At 69.3% G+C, this 23442-nt stretch carries 20 protein-coding genes; 10 read left to right on the top strand and 10 right to left on the bottom strand.

Features of this window, described 5'->3' with window-relative positions; genetic code table 11:
• Positions 1-35 precede the first annotated feature (35 nt).
• Both AMK31_RS34700 and AMK31_RS34695 read left to right on the top strand, forming a co-directional pair.
• A complete protein-coding gene (locus AMK31_RS34700; protein ID WP_073944733.1) occupies positions 36-1313 on the top strand; it encodes an MFS transporter in 1278 nt (425 codons plus the stop codon).
• 121 nt (positions 1314-1434) lie between these two features.
• Positions 1435-1929 (top strand): LppU/SCO3897 family protein, encoded by a 495-nt coding sequence (locus AMK31_RS34695; protein ID WP_073944732.1) that lies wholly within the window; start codon positions 1435-1437, stop codon positions 1927-1929.
• A gap of 121 nt (positions 1930-2050) precedes the next feature.
• On the opposite strand, the gene AMK31_RS34690 is transcribed toward AMK31_RS34695, so the two are convergent.
• A complete protein-coding gene (locus AMK31_RS34690; RefSeq protein WP_073944731.1) occupies positions 2051-3493 on the bottom strand; it encodes a CCA tRNA nucleotidyltransferase in 1443 nt (480 codons plus the stop codon).
• Between the two features lie 258 nt (positions 3494-3751).
• On the opposite strand from AMK31_RS34690, the gene AMK31_RS34685 reads away from it, so the two are divergent.
• The 7 genes from AMK31_RS34685 to trxA all read left to right on the top strand — a co-directional run bounded on the left by AMK31_RS34685 (position 3752) and on the right by trxA (position 13526).
• Positions 3752-6151 carry a DUF6049 family protein gene (locus AMK31_RS34685; RefSeq protein ID WP_073944730.1) on the top strand — a complete coding sequence of 800 codons (2400 nt, stop codon included), beginning with the start codon at positions 3752-3754 and terminating at the stop codon, positions 6149-6151.
• A 44-nt stretch (positions 6152-6195) separates the two neighbouring features.
• Positions 6196-8472: a murein biosynthesis integral membrane protein MurJ gene (gene murJ, locus AMK31_RS34680; RefSeq protein ID WP_073944729.1), complete on the top strand. Its 2277-nt coding sequence runs from the start codon at positions 6196-6198 to the stop codon at positions 8470-8472.
• Between the two features lie 138 nt (positions 8473-8610).
• Positions 8611-10317 carry a protein kinase family protein gene (locus AMK31_RS34675; RefSeq protein WP_073944728.1) on the top strand — a complete coding sequence of 569 codons (1707 nt, stop codon included), beginning with the start codon at positions 8611-8613 and terminating at the stop codon, positions 10315-10317.
• A gap of 18 nt (positions 10318-10335) precedes the next feature.
• Positions 10336-11055: an RNA polymerase sigma factor SigM gene (gene sigM / locus AMK31_RS34670; RefSeq protein WP_073944727.1), complete on the top strand. Its 720-nt coding sequence runs from the start codon at positions 10336-10338 to the stop codon at positions 11053-11055.
• A complete protein-coding gene (locus AMK31_RS34665; protein WP_073944726.1) occupies positions 11052-11999 on the top strand; it encodes an anti-sigma factor family protein in 948 nt (315 codons plus the stop codon). The genes sigM and AMK31_RS34665 overlap by 4 nt, the downstream gene beginning before the upstream one ends.
• Positions 12000-12184: 185 nt before the next feature.
• The gene (gene trxB, locus AMK31_RS34660) at positions 12185-13156 is read left to right on the top strand and encodes a thioredoxin-disulfide reductase (protein WP_073944725.1); all 972 of its coding nucleotides are present in this window, start codon (positions 12185-12187) and stop codon (positions 13154-13156) included.
• 37 nt (positions 13157-13193) lie between these two features.
• Positions 13194-13526 carry a thioredoxin gene (trxA, locus tag AMK31_RS34655; protein ID WP_073944724.1) on the top strand — a complete coding sequence of 111 codons (333 nt, stop codon included), beginning with the start codon at positions 13194-13196 and terminating at the stop codon, positions 13524-13526.
• A gap of 116 nt (positions 13527-13642) precedes the next feature.
• On the opposite strand, the gene AMK31_RS34650 is transcribed toward trxA, so the two are convergent.
• The 9 genes from AMK31_RS34650 to rpmH form a co-directional block, all read right to left on the bottom strand.
• Positions 13643-14260 carry a GNAT family N-acetyltransferase gene (locus tag AMK31_RS34650; RefSeq protein WP_073944723.1) on the bottom strand — a complete coding sequence of 206 codons (618 nt, stop codon included), beginning with the start codon at positions 14258-14260 and terminating at the stop codon, positions 13643-13645.
• Positions 14261-14410: 150 nt separating this feature from the next.
• Positions 14411-15511 carry a ParB/RepB/Spo0J family partition protein gene (locus tag AMK31_RS34645; RefSeq protein ID WP_073944722.1) on the bottom strand — a complete coding sequence of 367 codons (1101 nt, stop codon included), beginning with the start codon at positions 15509-15511 and terminating at the stop codon, positions 14411-14413.
• Complete coding sequence (locus AMK31_RS34640) at positions 15508-16581, bottom strand: ParA family protein (protein WP_073944816.1); 1074 nt, start codon at positions 16579-16581, stop codon at positions 15508-15510. The genes AMK31_RS34645 and AMK31_RS34640 overlap by 4 nt, the downstream gene beginning before the upstream one ends.
• Positions 16582-16880: 299 nt before the next feature.
• Positions 16881-17597, bottom strand: coding sequence for a 16S rRNA (guanine(527)-N(7))-methyltransferase RsmG (rsmG, locus tag AMK31_RS34635; protein WP_073944721.1), 717 nt, complete (start codon positions 17595-17597; stop codon positions 16881-16883).
• A gap of 119 nt (positions 17598-17716) precedes the next feature.
• Entirely contained in the window at positions 17717-18229 is a 513-nt protein-coding gene (locus tag AMK31_RS34630) for a Jag family protein (protein ID WP_073944720.1), read from the bottom strand.
• 15 nt (positions 18230-18244) lie between these two features.
• Positions 18245-19513 (bottom strand): membrane protein insertase YidC, encoded by a 1269-nt coding sequence (yidC, locus tag AMK31_RS34625; protein ID WP_073944719.1) that lies wholly within the window; start codon positions 19511-19513, stop codon positions 18245-18247.
• Positions 19514-19516: 3 nt separating this feature from the next.
• Positions 19517-19885 carry a membrane protein insertion efficiency factor YidD gene (gene yidD / locus AMK31_RS34620; protein ID WP_073944718.1) on the bottom strand — a complete coding sequence of 123 codons (369 nt, stop codon included), beginning with the start codon at positions 19883-19885 and terminating at the stop codon, positions 19517-19519.
• Entirely contained in the window at positions 19882-20253 is a 372-nt protein-coding gene (rnpA, locus tag AMK31_RS34615; protein ID WP_073944717.1) for a ribonuclease P protein component, read from the bottom strand. Before rnpA ends, yidD begins: the two co-directional genes overlap by 4 nt.
• Positions 20254-20274: 21 nt before the next feature.
• On the bottom strand, positions 20275-20412 hold the full coding sequence (rpmH, locus tag AMK31_RS34610; protein ID WP_003956500.1) for a 50S ribosomal protein L34: 138 nt from the start codon (positions 20410-20412) through the stop codon (positions 20275-20277).
• 395 nt (positions 20413-20807) lie between these two features.
• Here rpmH and dnaA point away from each other — a divergent pair, with 395 nt between their 5' ends.
• On the top strand, positions 20808-22754 hold the full coding sequence (dnaA, locus tag AMK31_RS34605; protein ID WP_073944716.1) for a chromosomal replication initiator protein DnaA: 1947 nt from the start codon (positions 20808-20810) through the stop codon (positions 22752-22754).
• Positions 22755-23442 lie beyond the last annotated feature (688 nt).

The raw sequence follows: 23442 nt of genomic DNA, 5'->3' as shown, positions 1-23442 counted from the left end.
GCCCGGGGACCCTCCCCATATGTGAGGCTGGCCCCATGGCCGTCGTACGTGATCTGCGCGTCCTGCTCCGCTTCCGGGACTTCCGGCGCCTGCTCGCCGTACGGCTGCTGTCCCAGGGCGCCGACGGCGTCTACCAGGTCGGACTCGCCACCTACGTCGTCTTCTCGCCGGAGAAACAGACCTCGCCCACCGCGATCGCCTCCGCCATGGCGGTCCTGCTGCTCCCGTACTCCCTCGTCGGCCCCTTCGCCGGTGTCCTGCTCGACCGCTGGCGGCGCCGCCAGGTCCTCGTACACGGCAACCTGCTGCGCGCCCTGCTGGCCACGGTCACCGCCCTGTTGATGGTCAGTCACGTCCCGGACTGGCTCTTCTACGTCTCCGCCCTCTGCGTCACCGCGGTCAACCGCTTCGTGCTGTCCGGCCTGTCCGCCGCGCTGCCGCGCGTCGTGGACGCCGAGCGCCTGGTGGTCGCCAACTCCCTCTCGCCGACCGCCGGAACCCTGGCCGCGACCGCCGGCGGGGGCCTCGCCTTCGTCGTACGGCTGCTCGTGTCCGACTCCGACGCCGCGGTGGTGCTGCTGGGTGCCGCCCTGTACCTGTGCGGAGCCGCAGCGTCCCTCCGCATGCCCCGGGAGCTGCTGGGACCGGACCCCGAGCTGGTACGGCCGCGGCTGGCGTCGGCGCTGTCCGGTACCGCCCGCGATCTGGTGGCGGGGGTACGCCACCTCGCCTCGCCACCGCGCCGGGAGGCCGCCTGGGCGCTGACGTCGATGACGCTGATGCGGTTCTGCTACGGCGCCCTCACCGTCATGCTGCTCATGCTCTGCCGATACGCCCTGACCTCGGACCCCGACGACGGGCTCGCCCTGCTGGGGCTGGCGCTGGGCGTGTCCGGCGCCGGGTTCTTCGTCGCGGCCGTGGTGACGCCCTGGGCGGCCGGACGCCTCGGCCCCGGCCGCTGGATCGCGGTGTGCGCGGCGGTTGCCGCCGTGCTGGAACCGGCCCTGGGGCTGCCCTTCGCCACCGCCCCGCTCCTCGTGGCGGCCTTCGTGCTGGGACTGACCACGCAGGGCGCCAAGATCGCCACGGACACCGTCGTGCAGTCCTCGGTCGAGGACGGCTTCCGCGGGCGCACCTTCGCCGTCTACGACGTCCTGTTCAACGTCGCCTTCGTGGGCGCGGCCGGAGTGGCGGCGCTGATGCTGCCGCCGGACGGCCGGTCGGCCGCGCTGGTGGTCGTCGTGGCCTTGATCTACGCGGCGGTTGCGATGGCTATGGCCCGCTTTGAGCGACGGCAAGTGTCACATCAGTGACACAGACCGGCTCCCGGGTGCGGCGATGTCAGTGGGGGCCGATAACTTACGTGGGTCTTATCGGATCTTTATGCGCGTCGTTCTTCCGCGTCACGCACCCAGTTTCTAGGGGGACCCCCAAGTGACCACTCCGCCGCCCCAGGGCAACCCGTTCGCGCAGGGCCAGCCGCAGGGCCAGAACCCGTTCGCCCAGGGGCAGCCCCAGGCCCCGCACGGCCAGCAGCCGGGCTTCCCGCAGCAGGGTGCGTACGCCCCCGCGCCGGCCCAGCCCCGTCGCAAGCTCAGCTTCAAGACGATCAAGAACATCGTCATCGTGATCGCGGTCGCCACCGCGGCCATCGGCGGTTTCATAGCCAGCCGTGACGACGCCAACACCGCCGCGGTCGGCGACTGCATGCACCGCGGCAGCTCCGACGACAACAACCCGGACCTGGAGGTCGTCGACTGCACCGACTCCAAGGCCGAGTACGTGGTGCTGGCCAAGGTCGAGGGTTCGTACTCCGCGCTGACGGCCGAGTCCAAGTGCGCCGAGGAGGCCAAGGACTTCCAGTACTCGTACACGGAGTCCGGCGACGGCAGCGACTTCCTGCTCTGCCTGAAGGACTACAAGAAGTAAGGCAGACAGCGAGAGGGGCGATGTTTCACGTGAAACATCGCCCCTCTTCACATCCGGGAGTCCCCGCGAGCCTCGTGCAGGGGCCATGTTTCACGTGAAACATGACCCCTGTTTCACACGCTCAGCCCTGCGCGGCCCACCACTCCTTGAGCGCCGCGACCGCCTCGTCGTGCCCCATCGGCCCGTTCTCGAGCCGCAGCTCCAGCATGTGCTTGTAGGCCTGGCCGACCTCCGGGCCCGGCTTGATGCCCAGGATCTCCATGATCTGGTTGCCATCGAGGTCGGGCCGGATGGAGTCCAGCTCTTCCTGCTCCTTCAGCTGGGCGATGCGGTCCTCCAGACCGTCGTACGCCCGGGAGAGCGCGGCCGCCTTGCGCTTGTTCCGCGTGGTGCAGTCCGAGCGGGTCAGCTTGTGCAGCCGGTCAAGGAGCGGGCCCGCGTCCCGGACGTAACGGCGCACCGCGGAGTCCGTCCACTCGCCGGTGCCGTAGCCGTGAAAACGCAGATGCAGCTCGACGAGGCGGGAGACGTCCTTGACCAGCTCGTTGGAGTACTTCAGCGCTGTCATGCGCTTCTTGGTCATCTTCGCCCCGACCACCTCGTGGTGGTGGAACGAGACCCGGCCGTCCTTCTCGAAGCGGCGGGTGCGCGGCTTGCCGATGTCGTGCAGCAGCGCGGCCAGGCGGAGCGTCAGGTCGGGGCCTTCCTGCTCCAGCGCGATCGCCTGCTCCAGGACGATCAGCGTGTGCTCGTAGACGTCCTTGTGGCGGTGGTGCTCGTCCCGCTCCAGACGGAGGGCCGGCAGCTCGGGCAGGACATGCCGGGCCAGCCCGGTGTCGACCAGCAGCGTCAGTCCCTTGCGGGGGTTCGCGGACAGAAGCAGCTTGTTCAGCTCGTCCCGGACCCGCTCGGCCGAGACGATCTCGACCCGCCCAGCCATCTCCGTCATCGCGGTGACGACCTCGGGGGCCACCTCGAAGTCGAGCTGTGCGGCGAACCTCGCCGCACGCATCATCCGCAGCGGATCGTCCGAGAAGGAGTCCTCGGGCGTGCCCGGGGTGCGCAGTATCCGTGCCGCGAGATCGTCGAGACCGCCGTGCGGATCGATGAACTTCTTCTCCGGCAGGGCCACCGCCATCGCGTTCACCGTGAAGTCACGCCGGACGAGGTCTTCCTCGATGGAGTCGCCGTACGACACCTCCGGCTTGCGCGAGGTCCGGTCGTAGGCCTCCGACCGGTAGGTGGTCACCTCGATCTGGTAGCCGTCCTTCTGCGCGCCGACCGTACCGAAGGCGATACCGACGTCCCATACGGCGTCGGCCCACGGCCGTACGATCTTCAGCACGTCCTCGGGGCGGGCATCCGTCGTGAAGTCCAGATCGTTGCCGAGCCGGCCGAGCAGCGCGTCCCGGACCGAACCGCCGACCAGGGCGAGTGAGAACCCGGCCTCCTGGAAGCGGCGGGCGAGGTCGTCGGCGACAGGGGCGACCCGCAGCGGCTCGCTCACCGCGCGGTGCTTCTCCTGGCTGAGGGCGCTGGTGGTTTCTTCGTTGGCGTTCGGCACAACAGAAGAGGGTACGTGCCCCGGACGGCCTCGGGCGCCCCGATAAACACCGCGACGATCTCTCCGCCGATACCTGCCCAAGGCCAGCCCTTGTGACGTATTCCACCGCTCCCCTTTATACGTGCACATACGGGGCGGCGGAGCGGAGTCCCCCGATCTTGTGGCGCAGTCCGCGGCACTTACTCTCAGCGCACCTCGTTACCATGCGTGGACGCACATTCCGACGACCACTGACGACGACGAGGGACGGGCGAGCGCGTGGCCGAGGCGGCAGACTTCCAGGGGACGTGTCCCTCACCTGCCCGCCGGTGGCTGCTGCGCACCGGAGCGCTGCTGGCGGGGGCACCCCTGCTGGCCGGGCTGTTCCAGCTGCCCGCCGCGCCGGCCGCGGACGCCGCCGGGCGGACCTCCGCGAAGGCGGACTCCGGCTCCGGCTCGGTGGCGGTCGCTCTCGACTCGTTCAGCCCCGCCGTCCCGACGGACGGCGACACCCTGACCGTCTCGGGCACGGTGACCAACAACGGCAAGGACACGGTCACCGACGCCCATGTGGATCTGCGTGTCGGCCCCGAGCTGAACACCCGCTCGGCGATCGACGACGCCGCCAAGAACACCGGCTACGTCGACGGCACCGTGGTCGGCGACGACTACACGCAGGAGTTCGACAAGCTCGCCCCGGGCGTCGCCCAGCACTTCAGCATCTCCGTGCCGGTCGACGAGCTGGACCTCGGCGGCGACGGCGTCTACCCGTTCACGGTCGCCCTGAGCGGTGAGACCTCCGCGCAGTCCTGGGAGCAGGTGCTGGGCTTCCAGCGGACCCTCCTGCCGTGGCAGCCCGACGATGCGGACCCGGCGACGAAGACGACGGTCATGTGGCCGCTGGTCTCCTCCGCTCATATGACGGCGGAGACGGGATCCAACGAGCAGCAGACGCCGGTCTTCCTCGACGACCGCGACCTCGCCAAGGAGATCTCGCCGGGCGGCCGCCTGGCGCAGATGGTCGCGCTCGGCAAGGACCTCGACATCACCTGGGTCATCGACCCGGACCTGCTGGCGTCCGTCGACGCCATGACCCGTGGCTACGAGGTGCGGGACGGAGACGACACCAGGCCGGGCGGCCACCAGCAGGTCGCCCGGCAGTGGCTCGCCGACCTGCAGCGCGCAGTGGCCGGCGAGGAGGTCGTCGCACTGCCCTTCGCCGACCCGGATCTGGCCTCCCTGGCGCACAACGGCACGGATGTCACCGGCTCGCTGAACCAGTTCAAGGCGGCCACGGAGGTCGCCGCCACCACCGTCGACGCGATCCTCCATGTGCAGCCGAACACCGACTTCGCCTGGCCGATCGACGGGGCGGTCGATCCGTCGATCGTGAAGGTGGCCACCTCCGCGGGCGCCGACAAGGTGATCGCGCGCAGCGACAGCCTCCAGGAGACCAGCGGCCTGCCGTACACGCCGTCCGCTGCCCGTCCCATCGGCAGCGGCACCACCGCGGTGGTCGCTGACGAACGGCTGTCGACGGCGTTCGAGGGTGATCTGACGAAGGCGTCCGCGAGCACGCTCGCCGTGCAGCGGTTCCTCGCCCAGAGCCTCGCCCTGAACCTCCAGACGGGCAAGCAGCGCAGCATCGTCGTCGCCCCGCAGCGCATGCCGACCGCGAGCCAGGCCCAGGCGATGGCGGAGGCGGTCACGGCCCTCCAGGGCGGCACCTGGACCGAGACCCAGGAGCTGTCGGCCGCCGCGGAGGCCAAGCCGGACTCCGCCGCCACCACCAAGGTCCCGCCGGCCTCCGCGTACCCCTCCGCGCTGCGCAAGCGGGAGCTGCCCCGCGAGGCCTTCGAGCAGATCGCGACCACGCAGGACAAGCTGGACGACTTCAAGGTGATCCTCAGCTTCCCGCTGCGCGTGGTGACCCCCTTCGGGCGGGCCATAAACCGTGAGATGTCCACGTCGTGGCACGGCCGCTCCGCCGAGGCGCAGAGCTACCGCAACGGGGTGGAGGGCTACCTCGACGAGCTGGCCGAGCAGGTCAAGCTGATCGAGAAGTCGGAGACGAAGCTCTCCGGCCGCAGCGCGACCATCCCGGTGACCGTCCAGAACAACCTGGTGCAGGGCGTCGACAACCTGGTGCTGCGCCTCACCTCCACCAGCCCGACCCGTCTGGAGATCGGCGGCAAGACCTACGACGAGCAGCCCGTGTCCGTCTCCGGCGGGCACAGCCAGTCGGTGAAGTTCGACACGTCCGCCAACGCCAACGGCCGGGTCACGGTGATCGCCCAGCTGTTCACGGAGGACGGGCAGCCATACGGTGAGGCCGTCACGTTCGACGTGAAGGTCACCGAGATCACGGCCACCGTGATGCTCGTCATCGGCGGCGGTGTCCTGCTGCTGGTCCTCGCCGGCTTCCGGATGTACACCCAGCGCAAGCGCGCGGCGGCCCGGGAAGCCGAGGAGGACGGCCCGCACGGGAACGACGGGCCGGCCGACGCCGAGAAGCCCGCCGACGCGTCCGAGAACCCAGAAGACCCCGACGACCGTCTCACTGAAGAGTCCGGCAACCGGCCCGGGGAAGACGACCCGGAGCAGCCGAGTGACCCGACACCGGACACCGCAGCGGAAAACGCAGACCCGTCCGGCACGGGTGAGAGAGTGGACCGTTGAGGATGTCGTGGCCGGTGGGCCCGGGACGATGAGGTGGGGTAAGCATGAACGCGCCGTATGACGGTGACCACGGCCAGGCCGTGGGCAGCTCGGGCTACCCCGAGGGCCCGCCGCCCGAGCACGGCCAGGTGCCGCCGCAGCACCCCGCGGACATGTACCTCCAGGACGCCTACGACCAGGACCCCTACCGGGCACAGGACCTCACCGCCCAGGACCCGGTCGCCGAGGCGCTGTACGACCGTGCCGCGCACCCCCCGCCCCCTCCGGGCACCTACCCGCCCCAGCAGCCGCTGTACGCCCAGCCGCCGCAGTCGCCGTACGCCCCCGACCCGCAGGTCTGGGCGCAGCCCCCGGCCCCCGAGCCGGACGGCGCCACCCAGTACCTGCCCTACGGCGACGACCCGCGCACCACCCACTACGTGGGCGTCGACGACCTGGTCACCCAGGCCGGCGAGGAGGCCCCGCAGCACGACGCGTTCGCGCACCTCTTCCGCGACCAGCAGCACACCGGCGCCCCCGCGATGGACCACCCCGCGGTGCCGGGTCCGGCCGCCGCGCCGGCCATGGGCCACGCACCGGCACAGCAGTACGCCGCGCCCGGGCACCACCAGGAGCCCACGGAGCAGTACCCGCGCCACGAGGAGCAGGCGCCCGAGCCCGAGACTCCGCCGGCACCGGCCCAGAAGAAGGGCGGCCGCGCGGCCGGCCTGCTGAAGTCGAGCGCCGTGATGGCGGCGGGCACGATGGTCTCCCGCCTCACCGGCTTCATCCGCTCCGCGATGATCGTCTCGGCGCTGGGCCTGATGCTCCTCGGCGAGTCCTTCCAGGTGGCCTACCAGCTGCCGACGATGATCTACGTCCTGACCGTCGGCGGCGGCCTCAACTCGGTGTTCGTGCCGCAGCTCGTGCGGGCCATGAAGAACGACGAGGACGGCGGCGAGGCCTACGCCAACCGGCTGCTGACCCTGGTCATGGTGAGCCTCGGAGTCCTCACCGGCCTGGCGATGCTCGGCGCCCCGCTGCTCGTCCGCGCGCTGTCGAACCCGCTGGCCTCGGACCCCGCCGCGTTCGACACCGCCGTCACCTTCACCCGGTACTTCCTGCCCTCGATCTTCTTCATGGGCATCCACGTGGTGATGGGCCAGATCCTCAACGTCCGGGGCCGCTTCGGCGCGATGATGTGGACCCCGGTCCTGAACAACATCGTCATCATCGTCACGCTGGCCCTGTTCCTGTGGGTGTACGGCACCGCCGAGCACTCCGGCATGACCGTCGAGAACATCCCGCCGCAGGGCGTCCGCCTGCTGGGCATCGGCGTCCTGCTCGGCCTCGTCGTCCAGGCCCTCGCGATGATCCCGTACCTGCGGGAGACCGGGTTCAGGCTGCGCCTGCGCTTCGACTGGCGGGGACACGGCCTCGGCAAGGCCGCGATGCTCGCCAAGTGGACCATCCTGTTCGTCCTCGCCAACCAGGCGGGCGCCCTGGTCGTCACCCAGCTGGCCACCGCCTCGGTCGTGGACACCAAGATCGACGGCACCGGCTTCAGCGCCTACGCCAACGCACAGCTGATCTGGGGCCTGCCGCAGGCCATCATCACCGTCTCCCTCATGGCCGCGCTGCTGCCGCGGATCTCCCGCTCGGCGGTCGAGAACGACAGCGGCGCCATCCGCGACGACATCTCCCAGGGCCTGCGCACGACCGCCGTCGCGATCGTGCCCATCGCCTTCGGCTTCGTCGCCCTCGGCGTCCCGATGTGCACCCTGATCTTCGGCACCTCGGGCACGAGCGCGGCCACGAACATGGGCTACATGCTGATGGCGTTCGGCCTCGGCCTGATCCCGTACTCGGTGCAGTACGTCGTCCTGCGGGCCTTCTACGCCTACGAGGACACCCGCACGCCCTTCTACAACACGGTCATCGTCGCCGCGGTCAACGCGAGCGCGTCCGCGCTCTGCTACCTGCTGCTGCCCGCCCGATGGGCGGTGGTCGGCATGGCCGCCTCGTACGGCCTGGCCTACGTCATCGGCGTCGGCGTCGCCTGGCGGCGGCTGCGCAAGCGGCTGGGCGGCGACCTGGACGGCTCGCGCGTGCTGCGGACCTACGCCCGGCTGAGCATCGCCTCGGTCCCGGCGGCGCTGCTCAGCGGCGCGGCCTGCTACGGCATCACCCAGGTCCTCGGTCAGGGCGTCCTCGGCTCGTTCGCCGCGCTGCTGGCCGGCGGAGCCGTCCTGCTCGGGATCTTCTACATCGGTGCCCGCCGGATGCGCATCGAGGAGCTGAACTCGCTGGTCGGCATGGTGCGCGGACGCCTGGGCCGCTGAGACGGGGGGTACGCGCACAACCATCGTCCGCCGCCGTGTGTCGTGCATAGCGGCGGACTGTGGGCACAATTGGTTTCGGCGTCGGACGGCGCGCACGGGGTCGTACGGCGCGCGATGGATGGGGAGGCAGGAACGACGGTGGCGGAACGGAGCACGGCTGCCGTCGACGTGGCAGACAACAGCGGCGAAGAGTCGCTGACCGCCAAGGCGGACCAGGCGGACCAGTCCACGGCCGACGGGGTGGCCCAGAAGCGGGAGCGGAACACGGAACCGGACGAGGCACAGGGGAGTGGAGGGACCGAGGGTCCCGGGAAGAAGGCCTCGCCGCCCGAGCTGCACAGCGGCCACAAGCTCGCCAGACGCTACCGGCTGGAGGAGTGCGTCACCCGACTGGACGGTTTCAGCAGCTGGCGCGCGGTCGACGAGAAACTTCGCCGAGCCGTCGGCGTTCACGTGCTGCCCGCGGACCACACACGGGCCCGTTCCGTCCTGGCCGCCGCCCGCTCCTCCGCCCTGCTGGGCGACCCCCGGTTCGTCCAGGTCCTGGACGCCGTCGAGGAGAACGATCTCGTCTACGTCGTCCATGAATGGCTGCCCGACGCGACGGAGCTGACCACGCTGCTCTCCGCCGGACCGCTGGAGCCGCACGACGCGTACCAGATGGTCAGCCAGCTCTCCTCGGCCATGGCCGCCGCGCACCGCGAGGGCCTCGCCCATCTGCGCCTGAACCCGAACGCCGTGCTGCGCACGTCCACCGGGCAGTGGCGCATCCGCGGCCTCGCCGTGAACGCCGCCCTGCGCGGCATCAGCTCCGACACCCCGCAGCGCTCCGACACCGAGGCCATCGGCGCCCTTCTGTACGCCACGCTCACCCAGCGCTGGCCGTACGAGAGCGACGCCTACGGCCTGTCCGGGCTGCCCAAGGACATCGGGCTGATCCCGCCGGACCAGGTGCGCGCCGGTGTCCACCGCGGCCTGTCGGAGCTCGCCATGCGCGCGCTCGCCAACGACGGCGCGACCGCGTCCCGGCACGAGTCGCCCTGCACCACGCCCGAGGAACTGGTCAAGGCGATCAGCGAGATGCCTCGCATCCGCCCGCCGGAGCCGGCGTTCACCGCGCCGCCCGAGTACCAGCGGACGACCTACCAGCAGGGCACGTACGGCCGCACCGCGCCGCACCCGGGCGTCACCCAGCCGGTCCCCGCCCCGCCGCCCCCGCTGCAGAGCCGTACCGGAAAGGCGCTGAAGTGGGCCGTCTCGGCCCTGCTGATCGCCGCCCTGGGACTGGGCAGCTGGCAGCTCGCGGACGCCCTGATGGACCAGGGCGGCAAGGCCGACGACCCGAACCAGACACAGACCACGGACGGCGACGACAACAACGTCGAGAAGCCGAAGAAGCCGCAGCCCATCGCGATCCAGGGCGCCAAGGACTTCGACCCGTTCGGCTCCGACGGTTCCGAGAAGCCCGGCGACATAGGCAAGGTCTACGACAGCGCTTCCGGCACCTACTGGCAGACGGACTACTACCTGGGCGCCAAGTTCGGCAACCTGAAGTCCGGCGTCGGCGTCATCCTCGACCTCGGCAAGGTCCAGGAGGTCGGGAACGTCACCGTCACCTTCGTGGGCAGCACGTCGGTCGAACTGCGCGCCGCGGACGGGGAGACGCAGCCGCAGAGCTTCGACGGTTACACGAAGGTCGCCGACGGCACCGGCACCACGGTCCAGCTGAAGCCGGACAAGAAGCTCGAGTCCCGGTACCTGCTGGTCTGGCTGACCGAGCTGCCGCTCCAGGCGGACACCGGCGAGTACCGCGGCAGGGTCGTCGACATCAAGGTGACCAGCTGAAAGGGCGGGGGCGGGGGCGTGCAGAGCGACCATCACGATGCACCTGACGAGGTCCTCCTGGCGCGTCACGTCGCCGGCGACCCCGACGCCTTCGGCGAGCTCGTCCGCCGCCACCGTGACCGGCTGTGGGCTGTAGCCCTGCGCACCCTGGGCGACCGCGAGGAGGCGGCCGACGCGGTGCAGGACGCCCTCGTCTCCGCCTTCCGGGCCGCCCACACCTTCCAGGGCAAGTCGGCCGTCACGACCTGGCTGCACCGGATCACGGTGAACGCCTGCCTGGACCGCGTCCGCAAGGCCGCCTCACGCAAGACCGCTCCTGTCGACGACACCGAGCGGCTGGAGCAACTGCTGGAGCCGCACGAGTCGGCCTCGGAACCGGCGGAGCGCAACGATCTGCACCGCCAGCTCCTGGAGGCACTCGGCACGCTCCCCGCCGAGCAGCGGGCCGCCCTCGTCCTCGTCGACATGCAGGGCTACCCGGTCGCCGAGGCGGCCCGCGTCCTCGATGTGCCGACCGGCACGGTGAAGAGCCGCTGTGCTCGTGGCAGAGCGAGACTTCTGCCGCTGCTCACCCATCTGAGGCCGGAAAACACCGGTTCCGGCAGGCAACCGGGTGAGGAGCGGAACCGGACGCAGGGGACATCCGTCCCACCGGCAGCGGGACCGCACGATGCGGGACCACAGGATGCCGGGCCGAGCGATTCAGCTGCTGTGAAGGGCGGAGGTGGGCGAGCGTGACATCAACGACGGACACGGCCGGGCACCCGGACGTCACCGAGATCTCCGACCTCGCCGAAGGCCTGCTCCCCCCGTCCCGCACAACGGACGTCCGACGGCATCTGGACGACTGCGAGCTGTGTGCCGACGTCTACGCCTCCCTGGAGGAGATCCGGGGTCTGCTCGGCACGCTGCCGGGGCCTCCGCGCATGCCCGCGGATGTCGCCGGCCGGATCGATGCCGCCCTCGCCGCGGAGGCACTGCTCAGCGCCACGGCGTCCGAAGCACCCGAGGAAGCCGGCAGCAGCGCTGCACAGCAGGAGGCGGTGGACGTGCCTCACGGCCCGTCCGAGGCCGATGGCAGCACCCATGTTTCACGTGAAACATCGGCAGCGGCAGACCGTCCGGCCGGGCGCGCCCGCGCCGCCTCCACAGGTCCGGGCCGCAAGGAACGCAAGCGGAGCGGCCGTCGCAGGACCGTTGCCCTGGGCGCCGTCCTCTCGGCGGCTGCTCTCGGTTTGGGCTCCGTGCTGTGGACTTCGCTGACCGGTACCCAGCCGGACACGCCTGCCCAGGAACGGCAGACCACCGCCGTGGACACCTTCTCCGAGGGACGGCTGGAGAACCAGGTCGCCGATCTCCTGACGCAGAAGCACACGCCGCGGGACGGCTCCCGCACTCCGGAGTGGGGCGTCGCGTCGGCCCCCGGCTCCGAGCAGCCCCGTGTCCTCAAGAAGCCCACGGTCGACGTCCCCGAGTGCGTCCAGCAGGGCATCGGACGCGACGAGCCGGCCCTGGCGAGCAAGCCAGGCGTCTACAAGGGGACGGACGTCCTCCTCGTCGTCCTGACCGACCCCGGCGACTCCTCACGGGTGACCGCCTACATCGTGGAGTCCACCTGTGTGGACCAGCCTTCACCGGCCACGGCGAAGGTCCTGCTGGAGCACTCCTACGAGCGTTCCTGACGTCCACTGCTCCACACGGCCCTGATCTTCACGGCTCGTGGAGCCCGTCTCGTATAGCGGTCACCCGCCCGTGTGCCCGGACACAACGGGAATGCGCGCCCCTTAGGATCCGTTGGGTGGGGTGAGAGTTCTGAAAGGAGCTCCCACCGGTCAAACGACGCCGTCCAGAGACGAGGAATCAAGCCGTGAGCGACGTCCGTAACGTGATCATCATCGGCTCGGGGCCCGCCGGCTACACCGCGGCGCTGTACACCGCGCGCGCGTCGCTGAAGCCGCTGGTCTTCGAGGGCGCCGTCACCGCGGGCGGTGCGCTGATGAACACCACCGAGGTGGAGAACTTCCCGGGCTTCCAGGACGGCATCATGGGCCCTGAGCTCATGGACAACATGCGCGCCCAGGCCGAGCGCTTCGGCGCCGAGCTCGTCCCGGACGACATCGTCTCCGTCGACCTGACCGGTGAGATCAAGACCGTCACCGACACCGCCGGTACGGTCCACCAGGCGAAGGCCGTCATCGTCGCCACCGGCTCCCAGCACCGCAAGCTCGGGCTGCCCAACGAGGACGCGCTCTCCGGCCGCGGTGTCTCCTGGTGCGCCACCTGTGACGGCTTCTTCTTCAAGGACCAGGACATCGCCGTCATCGGCGGCGGCGACACCGCGATGGAGGAGGCCACCTTCCTGTCGCGCTTCGCCAAGTCCGTGACGATCGTCCACCGCCGGGACACCCTGCGCGCCTCCAAGGCGATGCAGGAGCGCGCCTTCGCCGACCCGAAGATCACGTTCGTCTGGGACAGCGAGGTCGCCGAGGTCCAGGGCGACCAGAAGCTGTCCGGCCTGAAGCTGCGCAACGTCAAGACCGGCGAGCTCTCGGACCTGCCGGTGACCGGCCTGTTCATCGCGATCGGCCACGACCCGCGAACGGAGCTGTTCAAGGGCCAGCTCGACCTGGACGAGGAGGGCTACCTGAAGGTGGACGCTCCGTCCACCCGGACCAACCTCACCGGTGTCTTCGGCGCCGGTGACGTGGTGGACCACACCTACCGCCAGGCGATCACCGCGGCCGGCACCGGCTGCTCCGCCGCCCTCGACGCCGAGCGCTTCCTGGCCGCCCTCGCGGACACCGAGCAGCAGGCCGAGCCCGAGAAGACCACTGTCTGACCCTCATCCCCACGCACAATCAGTTAAGGAGCCCGCCGTGGCCGGCACCCTCAAGAACGTGACCGACGACTCCTTCGAGCAGGACGTCCTCAAGAACGACAAGCCCGTCCTGGTGGACTTCTGGGCCGCCTGGTGCGGTCCGTGCCGCCAGATCGCCCCGTCCCTTGAGGCGATCGCCGCCGAGTACGGCGACAAGATCGAGGTCGTCAAGCTCAACATCGACGAGAACCCGGGTACGGCGGCCAAGTACGGCGTCATGTCGATCCCGACCCTGAACGTCTACCAGGGCGGCGAGGTCGCCAAGACCATCGTCGGCGCCAAGCCGAAGGCCGCGATCATCCGCGACCTCGAGGACTTCATCGCCGAGTGACCTCCCACGGGAACGAGCGACGTTTCACGTGAAACACGAATGGGCCAGCCCGAAAGGGCTGGCCCATTCGTATGGTCGAAGCACCGCTGAGAGAAGCCCCCCGTCGGGAGCCCGCCCTACAACGGCCTCAGCACCGGCTCCTTCTGTACGGCCCCCAGAAGCCGGTCCAACGCCATCTCCACGTCTTCCTTCCAGGAGAGCGTCGTCCTCAGCTCCAGCCGCAGCCGGGGATGCGCGGGGTGCGGCCGGACGGTCTTGAAGCCCACGGCCAGAAGATGGTCGGCGGGCAGGAGACAGGCCGGCTCCTTCCAGCGCGCGTCACCGAACGCCTCGATCGCCTTGAAGCCGCGTCTCAGCAGATCCTTGGCCACCGTCTGCACCATCACCCGGCCCAGCCCCTGCCCCTGGTAGCCCGGCATGATGAACGCCGTCATCAGCTGCACCGCGTCAGGCGACACCGGGCTGGTGGGGAAGGCCGTGGAGCGGGGCACATAGGCCGGAGGCGCGTAGAGCACGTAGCCCACCGGAACGTCGTCGACATACACGACCCGGCCGCAGGAGCCCCAGTCCAGCAGGACCGCGGAGATCCAGGACTCCTTCTCCGTCGCGGCGGTACCCGCCCTGACCGCGGCCTCGCCGCTGACCGGGTCCAACTCCCAGAAGACACACGTGCGGCAGCGCTGGGGAAGATCCTGAAGGTTGTCCAGCGTGAGCGGTACGAGCCGACGCCCCATGAAGGCTGTTCCTCGCTTCCTATACCCGAACGCATCGTATCCACGAAGCGATTCCATCGATACCGCCAAAAAGCAAAGTGCGGGCCGTGTTCCGGTACACACCGGACACGGCCCGCACGCGCACGATCAAAGAACGCACTTGGCGAAGGCTCAGGCCTCCGACTCCTCGTCGTCGCTCTCCAGCAGGCTCTTCTGCAGCACCGGTCCCTCACCCGGAGCCAGCGTGCCGAGGATCCGCTCAAGGTCCTCCACCGAGGCGAACTCGACGGTGATCTTGCCCTTCTTCTGACCGAGGTCGACCTTCACCCGCGTCTCGAAGCGATCGGACAACCGGGTCGCGAGATCATTCAGCGCCGGGGACACCAGCGAGCCGGCCCGAGGGCCCTTCGGCCGCTGAGCGGTCTTAGGGTGAGATCCCATCAGGGTCACGATCTCCTCGACGGCCCGCACGGACAGCCCCTCGGCCACGATCCGGTGAGCCAGCCGGTCCTGCTCCTCCGAGTCCTCGACCGAGAGCAGAGCCCGGGCATGACCGGCGGAGAGCACCCCCGCGGCCACCCGGCGCTGGACCGCCGGGGAGAGCTTCAGCAGACGCAGCGTGTTGGAGACCTGCGGGCGGGACCGGCCGATACGGTCCGCCAGCTGGTCGTGCGTGCAGTTGAAGTCCTTCAGCAGCTGATCGTAGGCAGCCGCCTCCTCCAGCGGGTTCAGCTGGGCCCGGTGCAGGTTCTCCAGCAGCGCGTCCAGGAGGAGCTTCTCGTCCTCGGTCGCCCGCACGATCGCCGGGATCGCTTCCAGGCCGGCCTCGCGACAGGCACGCCAGCGCCGCTCACCCATGATGAGCTCGTAACGCCCGGCGCCCAGCTGCCGCACCACGACCGGCTGGAGCAGCCCGACCTCCTTGATGGAGGTGACCAGCTCGGCCAGCGCGTCCTCGTCGAAGACCTCACGCGGCTGCCGCGGGTTCGGCTTGATGGCATCGAGCGGGATCTCGGCGAAGTGGGCGCCCATGGGAGGAGCGGGCACGTCCACGGCGCCGTTGATCGACGGCTCTTCGGTTTCACGTGAAACAGGCGGCAGCGTGGCCACCTTCGCAGCGGCCACCCCGCGGTCGGTGGTGAGTACCGGCACCGCCGTGGGAGACGTCGACGCGGCACCCCCCACCGCGGCCTGCGCCGGCGTCTTCTCGGTCGGGGCCGCAGGGATCAGTGCGCCGAGACCGCGGCCCAGCCCCCTCCGTCGCTCACTCACTGGATCCCCTCCACCATGCTCTGGTCGTTCTGAGCGCCGACGTGGCCGTGCATCCCGTCATAGCTGATGCCCACACCCCTCAGCGCGATTTCCCGTGCCGCCTCAAGATAGGAGAGGGCACCGCTCGATCCCGGATCGTAGGTCAGCACCGTCTGCCCATAGCTCGGCGCCTCGGAGATACGGACCGAGCGGGGGATGCTCGTCCGCAGCACCTCGTCACCGAAGTGGGTGCGCACCTCTTCGGCGACCTGGGACGCAAGTCGCGTCCGGCCGTCGTACATGGTGAGCAGAATCGTCGATACATGCAGGACGGGGTTGAGGTGCCCCCGCACCAGATCGACATTGCGCAGCAGCTGGCCCAGCCCCTCCAGCGCGTAGTACTCGCACTGGATCGGGATCAGGACTTCCTGCCCGGCGACCAGCGCGTTGACCGTCAGCAGACCGAGTGAGGGCGGGCAGTCGATGAGGATGTAGTCCAGCGGCTGCTCATAAGCCTGGATCGCCCGCTGCAGACGGCTCTCTCGTGCCACCAGGGACACCAGCTCGATCTCCGCACCGGCGAGATCGATCGTGGCGGGGGCACAGAAGAGACCTTCGACATCGGGGACCGGCTGGACGACCTCCGAGAGCGGCTTGCTGTCGACCAGGACGTCGTAGATGGACGGAACCTCGGCGTGATGGTCGATGCCCAGAGCAGTGGAGGCGTTGCCCTGCGGATCGAGGTCGATCACCAGAACCCGGGCACCGTGCAGAGCCAGCGAGGCGGCAAGGTTGACGGTGGTCGTCGTCTTGCCCACGCCGCCCTTCTGGTTGGCGACCACGATGACTCGCGTCTGCTCAGGCCGTGGCAGGCCTTCACCGGCGCGGCCCAGAGCCTCCACCGCCAGTTGGGCAGCACGACCGATGGGAGTGTCGTCCATCGGAGGCGGTGTTTCACGTGAAACATCCGCCCCCGTCGACTCGGTACGGGGACCGGGGACCGGATCGGTCATCGGTCCCGCGATGTTGGCGTCGGACCGCAAGGATTCACTCTCCTCGACTTCAGGCTCGCAATGAACAGAGCCTCCCATGCCTTCGGGGTCGTGAACCAGTGAGGCCTGGTCTTCTGTGGAGAAATCCACCTCTGTGGACAACTTCGTGCCACTCCCGAGGGATGAGGCGTCGGGGAGATCGGGAGCCTCGCCAAGAGACCCGAGAGGCTTACGGTCGCGGGGTTCGGCCGCGGCGCGGCCCCGGCTGATGATGCCGTGCAGCAGTGAGCGACGTTTCACGTGAAACACGATGCACAGCGGCCGAGGCCGAACTGCCGCGACACTCCGGCATGCGTAGGTTTGGCACCTTGTGTGGAGTAGGCGTTGTTGCGCGGTGATCAGCGCCGGCGGCGAGCACGCCCCGTCCGGGCCGCCTTGGCCCGCTTGGCCGCGAAGCGCACACCGCCGGGGCTCTCCCCGACCTCCACCCGCACGACGGTCGACAGCGGGTCGACGACCCCTTCTCCCACATGCAGGATCGAGGTCTCCACAGCACCGAGCTTGCTCAGGGCCGTCGCCGCGGCCTTCAGCTCCTCCTCGGCGGTGTCGCCCTTCAGGGCCAGCATCTCGCCGTAGGGACGCAGCAGCGGGATGCCCCAGGTGGCCAGCCGGTCGAGCGGCGCCACGGCGCGGGCCGTCACCACGTGGACCGGGGGCAGCTTGCCCATGACCTCCTCGGCGCGGCCGCGGACGACGGTCACATGGTCAAGACCCAGCAGTTCCACGACCTCCGTGAGGAAGTTCGTCCGCCGCAGCAGCGGCTCCAGGAGCGTGATCTTCAGGTCCTCCCGGACCAGAGCCAACGGGATACCGGGCAGGCCGGCACCCGACCCGACGTCGCACACCGTCACCCCCTCGGGCACCACCTCGGAGAGCACCGCGCAGTTCAGCAGGTGCCTCTCCCACAGGCGAGGCACTTCACGCGGGCCGATGAGCCCCCGCTGCACTCCTGCATCGGCCAGCAGCTCCGCGTACCGGACCGCGTCGGTGAAGCGATCGCCGAATACGTCACGAGCCTGTTCGGGCGCAGGGGGGAGCTCAGCTGCCTCCGTCACGGGGACCGTCCTTCCGTACCGCATCGGCGCGACGAGCGCCGACCTCCAGAACTACCAGGCTGACAAAGTTCGGCCCCGCCTGCGCAACAGACGGGGCCGGAGGAAATGTGCTTACCGAATCAGTTGGGCAACACGACGACGAAGCGCTGCGGCTCCTCGCCCTCGGATTCGCTGCGCAGACCGGCGGCCTTGACCGCGTCGTGCACGACCTTGCGCTCGAACGGCGTCATCGGCTTCATCTTGACCGGGGAACCGCTGCTCTTCGCCTCAGCGGCGGCCTTGGCGCCCAGCTCGGACAGCTCGGCGCGCTTCTTGGCCCGGTAGCCCGCGATGTCCAGCATCAGCCGGCTGCGGTCGCCGGTCTCCCGGTGCACGGCCAGGCGGGTGAGCTCCTGGAGCGCCTCCAGCACCTCGCCGTCCCGGCCGACCAGCTTCTGCAGATCGCGGCTGCCGCTGTCGCTGATGATCGAGACAGAGGCGCGGTCGCCCTCGACGTCCATGTCGATATCGCCGTCGAGGTCGGCGATGTCCAGCAGACCCTCGAGGTAGTCCGCCGCGATCTCGCCTTCCTGCTCCAGGCGGGACAGGGTGTCTGCACCCTCGGCAGCGGCGGAGGTGGTGCCTTCCGTCACGGGATGGACTCCTTCTTACTTCTTGGACGGGGACTTGGGCCGCTGCGGACCCTTGCGCTGGCCGGACTGGGCCCGGCTGCGGGTGCCGCCGGACTTGGGCGCCTTGCCGGTGGATTCCCCGGCCTCGCTGTCCTGCGGTTCGTCGGACTTGCTCAGCGAGGTCTTCTCGCCGCCGCCCGCCGGCTTGGGGCCGCCGGTCTGCCGCTGGGCCTTCGTCTGCCGCTTGGGCTGCTGCCGCCTGCCGGCCGCGGTGGTGGTGGTCGTACCGTCCTCGTTCTCGGCGACGACGGTGCTCTCGCCCTTCACCACGGTGCCGTCGGCCTGAGCCGCGAGCCCGGCCTTGCTGAGGCCGTTGATGAACTTGCGCTCGTGCTCGTTGCGGTCACGGCCCTTGGCGACGATGGCCTTGACGATGGCGCGCTCACGGCGGTTGCGGGTCTTGCCGTGGTGGGTGACGTGCTTGTACAGGCGCTCCAGGTACGCGGCCTGGGCCTTGGAACCCGGGGTCGGGTTGTTGTGGATGACGTACATCTGCTGGCCCATGGTCCACACGTTGGTGGTCAGCCAGTAGACGAGGACACCGACCGGGAAGTTGATGCCGAAGACGGCGAAGATCACCGGGAAGACGTACATCAGCATCTTCTGCTGCTGCATGAAGGGCGTCTTCACCGTCGTGTCGACGTTCTTCATCATCAGCTGGCGCTGCGTGTAGAACTGCGACAGCGACATCAGGACGATCATGAGCGCGGTGACGACCCGCACGTCCGTGATGGTGGAACCGAGCGCTTCGACCTTCTCGGAGCTGTCGGTGAACTTCGCGGCGAGCGGGGCGCCGAAGATGTGGGCCTTCTGCGCGCTCTCCAGCAGCCGCTCGTTGATCACACCGATGGTGTCGTTCGACGCGATGCTGTTGAGCACGTGGTAGAGGGCGAAGAAGAACGGCGACTGCGCCAGGATGGGAAGGCACGAGGACAGCGGGTTGGTGCCCGTGTCCTTGTAGAGCTTCATCATCTCTTCGGACTGGCGCTGCCGGTCGTTCTTGTAGCGCTCCTGGATCTTCTTCATCTCCGGCTGGAGCGTCTGCATGGCTCGCGTCGCCTTGATCTGCTTCACGAAGAGCGGGATCAGGCAGATGCGGATCAGGATCACCAGAGACACGATGGACAGGCCCCAGGCCCAGCCCGTGTCAGGGCCGAAGATCGCACCGTACAGCGAGTGGAACTGGACGATGACCCACGAGACGGGTGTGGTGATGAAGCTGAAGAGGCTGGCAATCGTGTCCACTAATCATGCTCCTTGGGCATGGGACGGGGTCTCTGCGGCCGGGCTCGAAGGGGCGTTGCTCCGAGGAGCATTCTCTTCGGTGGCCGTTTCGGCGGCGGAGGGCCCGCCCTTGCGTGCGCTCCAGGCGTTGCGCAGCATTTCGTGCCACCGCGGACGCTTGCGCGGCGGGACATGGTCCACGCCGCCCAGTGACCACGGATTGCAACGCAGGATGCGCCAGGCCGTGAGTGCGGTGCCCTTGAGAGCCCCGTGCCGGTCGATGGCCGTGTAGCCGTAGTGGGAACACGACGGGTAGTACTTGCACACCGGCCCGAGCAGCGGGCTGATGGTCCACTGGTAGAGCTTGATCAGCGCCAGCAGCGGGTACTTCATCGCGCGCCCCCTCCCAGCAGCCGCTGAAGGGCGGCGTCCAGGTCTCGGGCCAGTTGGGCGTATTCGGCGTCACCCGCACCGGGCAACGCTCGTACGACTACCAGGCTACCGGGGGGAACCTGAGCGACTCGGTCGCGCATCAGATGGCGAAGTCTGCGCTTCACCTTGTTGCGCACGACCGCACCGCCCACGGCCTTGCTCACGACGAAACCCGCACGCGTCGGGGGAGCGCTCTCCCCAGGCGCGTGCGGGTCCGTGGCACCGCTTCGAAGGTGGACGACGAGGAGCGGGCGTCCGGCCCGGCGCCCTCGTCGTACCGCGGTCGCGAAGTCCTCGCGCCGCCTCAGCCGGTTCTCGGTGGGCAGCACGACGTCATGACCTGACCGGGATCAGGCGGACAGACGGGCGCGACCCTTGCTACGGCGGGACGCGAGAATCGCGCGGCCGGCACGGGTGCGCATACGCAGCCGGAAGCCGTGGGTCTTCGCGCGACGACGGTTGTTCGGCTGGAAGGTGCGCTTGCTCACTCGGGGGCTCCAGAAAAGAATCGGTGGTGGCGGGGTGCCGTCCTGGCTGTCACCGTGCGCCCACGAGTAGCTCGCGTTACGCCCGAGTGCACCGCTTTCCGATCACCGGACTACCCCCACACTGGCGGGGACGTGATCTGTGCCCATCGGAGGCAGGCGGCAGCAGCCATCGACAACTCGACCTGGTTACGGTACGCGGGGCTACGCCATCCGGTCAAACCGACAGCACCTGAGGGACACTATCCACAGGCTGGGGACAACAACTTGAACCGCACGGGTCGCCCTGACTACCGTGACTGGACTCCGATTCGTTCCCTTATCCCTACCCACCCCGATTTACATCCCGACCCGTCCCACAACCACACGTTCGTGGGACCTGTGAGAGAGCGTGCCCTGTGGCTGACGTACCTGCCGATCTTGCCGCAGTGTGGCCACGAGTACTCGAGCAGCTTCTCGGTGAGGGCCGCGGACAGGGTGTCGAGGCCAAGGACGAGCACTGGATCCGGCGCTGCCAGCCGCTCGCGCTGGTCGCCGACACCGCGCTGCTGGCCGTACCGAACGAGTTTGCGAAAGGCGTGCTCGAAGGCCGCCTCGCGCCGATCGTGAGCGAGACGCTGAGCCGCGAGTGCGGCCGCCCGATCCGTATCGCGATCACCGTGGACGACTCCGCCGGCGAGCCCCCGGCCCCGTCGGCGCCGCCCGCCCCGCAGCGCTACGAGGAGCCCGAGCCCCCGTCCGGCCAGTACGAGGGCTACGGCCGCCACCGCGCGGAGCCGCTCCCCGGCACCGACGACCAGCTCCCCACCGCCCGCCCGGCCTACCCGGGGGAGTACCAGCGCCCCGAGCCGGGCGCCTGGCCGCGGCCCACCCAGGACGACTACGGCTGGCAGCAGCAGCGCCTGGGCTTCCCCGACCGGGACCCGTACGCGACCCCGCCGCAGGAGTCGTACCGTTCCCACGGCCAGGACTCCTACGGTCCGCCGGCCAAGGAGTCGTACGGGTCCTCCGGGAACGACACCTACGGGCCGTCCGGCGGTGACAGCTACGGCGCGCCGTCCCAGGACTACCGGCCGGGCGTGGACCGCCCGGGCATGGACCGCCCGCCGTACGACCAGCGGCAGCAGCGCTCCGACTACGAGCCGTCCCGCGGCGACTACGACCAGCAGGGCGCCCGGCGCGAGCTGCCCGAGCCGCCGTCCGGCGGCGGCCCCGCGCACCGCGGTCCGGGCGGCGTCCAGCCGCCCTCCGCGGGCGGCGCCCCCGGCCCGCTGGCCGCGCAGCCCGCCCCGGCGACCGGCCCCGGCGAGCCGACCGCGCGGCTGAACCCGAAGTACCTCTTCGACACGTTCGTGATCGGCGCGTCGAACCGTTTCGCCCACGCGGCGGCGGTGGCCGTCGCCGAGGCGCCCGCGAAGGCGTACAACCCGCTGTTCATCTACGGCGAGTCCGGCCTCGGCAAGACGCACCTGCTGCACGCGATCGGGCACTACGCGCGGAGCCTCTACCCGGGTACGCGGGTGCGGTACGTGAGCTCGGAGGAGTTCACCAACGAATTCATCAACTCCATCCGCGACGGCAAGGGCGACAGCTTCCGCAAGCGCTACCGCGAGATGGACATCCTGCTCGTCGACGACATCCAGTTCCTGGCGGACAAGGAGTCGACGCAGGAGGAGTTCTTCCACACCTTCAACACGCTCCACAACGCCAACAAGCAGATCGTGCTCTCCAGCGACCGGCCGCCCAAGCAGCTGGTGACCCTGGAGGACCGGCTGAGGAACCGTTTCGAGTGGGGTCTGATCACGGACGTCCAGCCGCCCGAGCTGGAGACGCGGATCGCGATCCTGCGCAAGAAGGCGGTCCAGGAGCAGCTGAACGCGCCGCCGGAGGTGCTGGAGTTCATCGCCTCCCGCATCTCACGCAACATCCGCGAGCTGGAGGGCGCGCTGATCCGGGTGACGGCGTTCGCGTCGCTCAACCGGCAGCCGGTGGACCTGGGCCTGACGGAGATCGTCCTCAAGGACCTGATCCCCGGTGGCGAGGACTCGGCGCCCGAGATCACCTCGACGGCCATCATGAGCGCCACGGCCGACTACTTCGGGCTGACCGTCGAGGACCTGTGCGGCACCTCGCGCGGCCGCGCGCTGGTCACCGCGCGGCAGATCGCCATGTACCTGTGCCGTGAGCTGACGGACCTGTCGCTGCCGAAGATCGGCGCGCTGTTCGGCGGCCGCGACCACACGACCGTGATGCACGCCGACCGCAAGATCCGCAATCTGATGGCCGAGCGGCGCTCCATCTACAACCAGGTCACCGAGCTGACCAACCGCATCAAGAACGGCTGACAGGCCCACCCGTACGGCACCGAGGGCGCCCCTGGAGACGATCCGGGGGCGCCCTTCGTCATGCCGGCGCCGCTCAGCGCCGCTCCTGCCGGTCACCCGGTGTTCGATTTTCTGCCTGGTTACGGCCACTCTCCACAGATTCGGTGACTTTCTTCCGTCCACACGCTGGGGACTGCGGAGTTGTCCAGATCGTGTCCACAGGCAACCCTGTTGAAAGACGATCAGACCAGGTCAGCCGCTTGTGGATTGGTGGACGAACGATCTCCACAGCTTGTGGACAACGCGGCGGTCCACAAGCTGTGCACGAAGTTGTCCACGGGCAACCCACAGGCTGGGGGTGGTTGTCCCCAGTGATCCCCAGCTTCTCCACATGGCTGTCCACTGTTCGGCAACGTGACGCACCTGCTCACCGCGTCGAGTGAAAGCCGTCACACAAAGCTGCCGGGTTGGGCTGTGGGAAAGGCGGGTAAAGCTGGGGACGGCGCTGGGGAGAACTCGCCCTCGCCTGTGCACGGGGTGTGCAGAACTTTCCGTTCTCCACAGAGACCGCTGGTTGTCCACCGGCGCCACCCACAGGGCCCGTGGACAAAATCTCCGCGCTGAGCTGGGCAAACGTGGTTATCCACGGTATCCACAGGCCCTACTACTACCAACGACTAGAGAGAGCGCGGAATTCGTTTCGAAGAGG

This window comes from Streptomyces sp. TSRI0107, assembly GCF_001905845.1.
Classification (GTDB): Bacteria; Actinomycetota; Actinomycetes; order Streptomycetales; family Streptomycetaceae; genus Streptomyces.
This window is presented reverse-complemented; position numbering and strand designations above follow the sequence as displayed.

Bases quoted from the DNA above. Each gene is read 5' to 3' on its own strand.
- AMK31_RS34700 (WP_073944733.1), top strand. From the start codon at position 36: ATGGCCGTCGTACGTGATCTGCGCGTCCTGCTCCGCTTCCGGGACTTC.
- AMK31_RS34640 (WP_073944816.1), bottom strand. From the start codon at position 16,581: ATGGGAGGCTCTGTTCATTGCGAGCCTGAAGTCGAGGAGAGTGAATCC.
- murJ (WP_073944729.1), top strand. From the start codon at position 6,196: ATGAACGCGCCGTATGACGGTGACCACGGCCAGGCCGTGGGCAGCTCG.
- yidD (WP_073944718.1), bottom strand. From the start codon at position 19,885: ATGAAGTACCCGCTGCTGGCGCTGATCAAGCTCTACCAGTGGACCATC.
- AMK31_RS34650 (WP_073944723.1), bottom strand. From the start codon at position 14,260: ATGGGGCGTCGGCTCGTACCGCTCACGCTGGACAACCTTCAGGATCTT.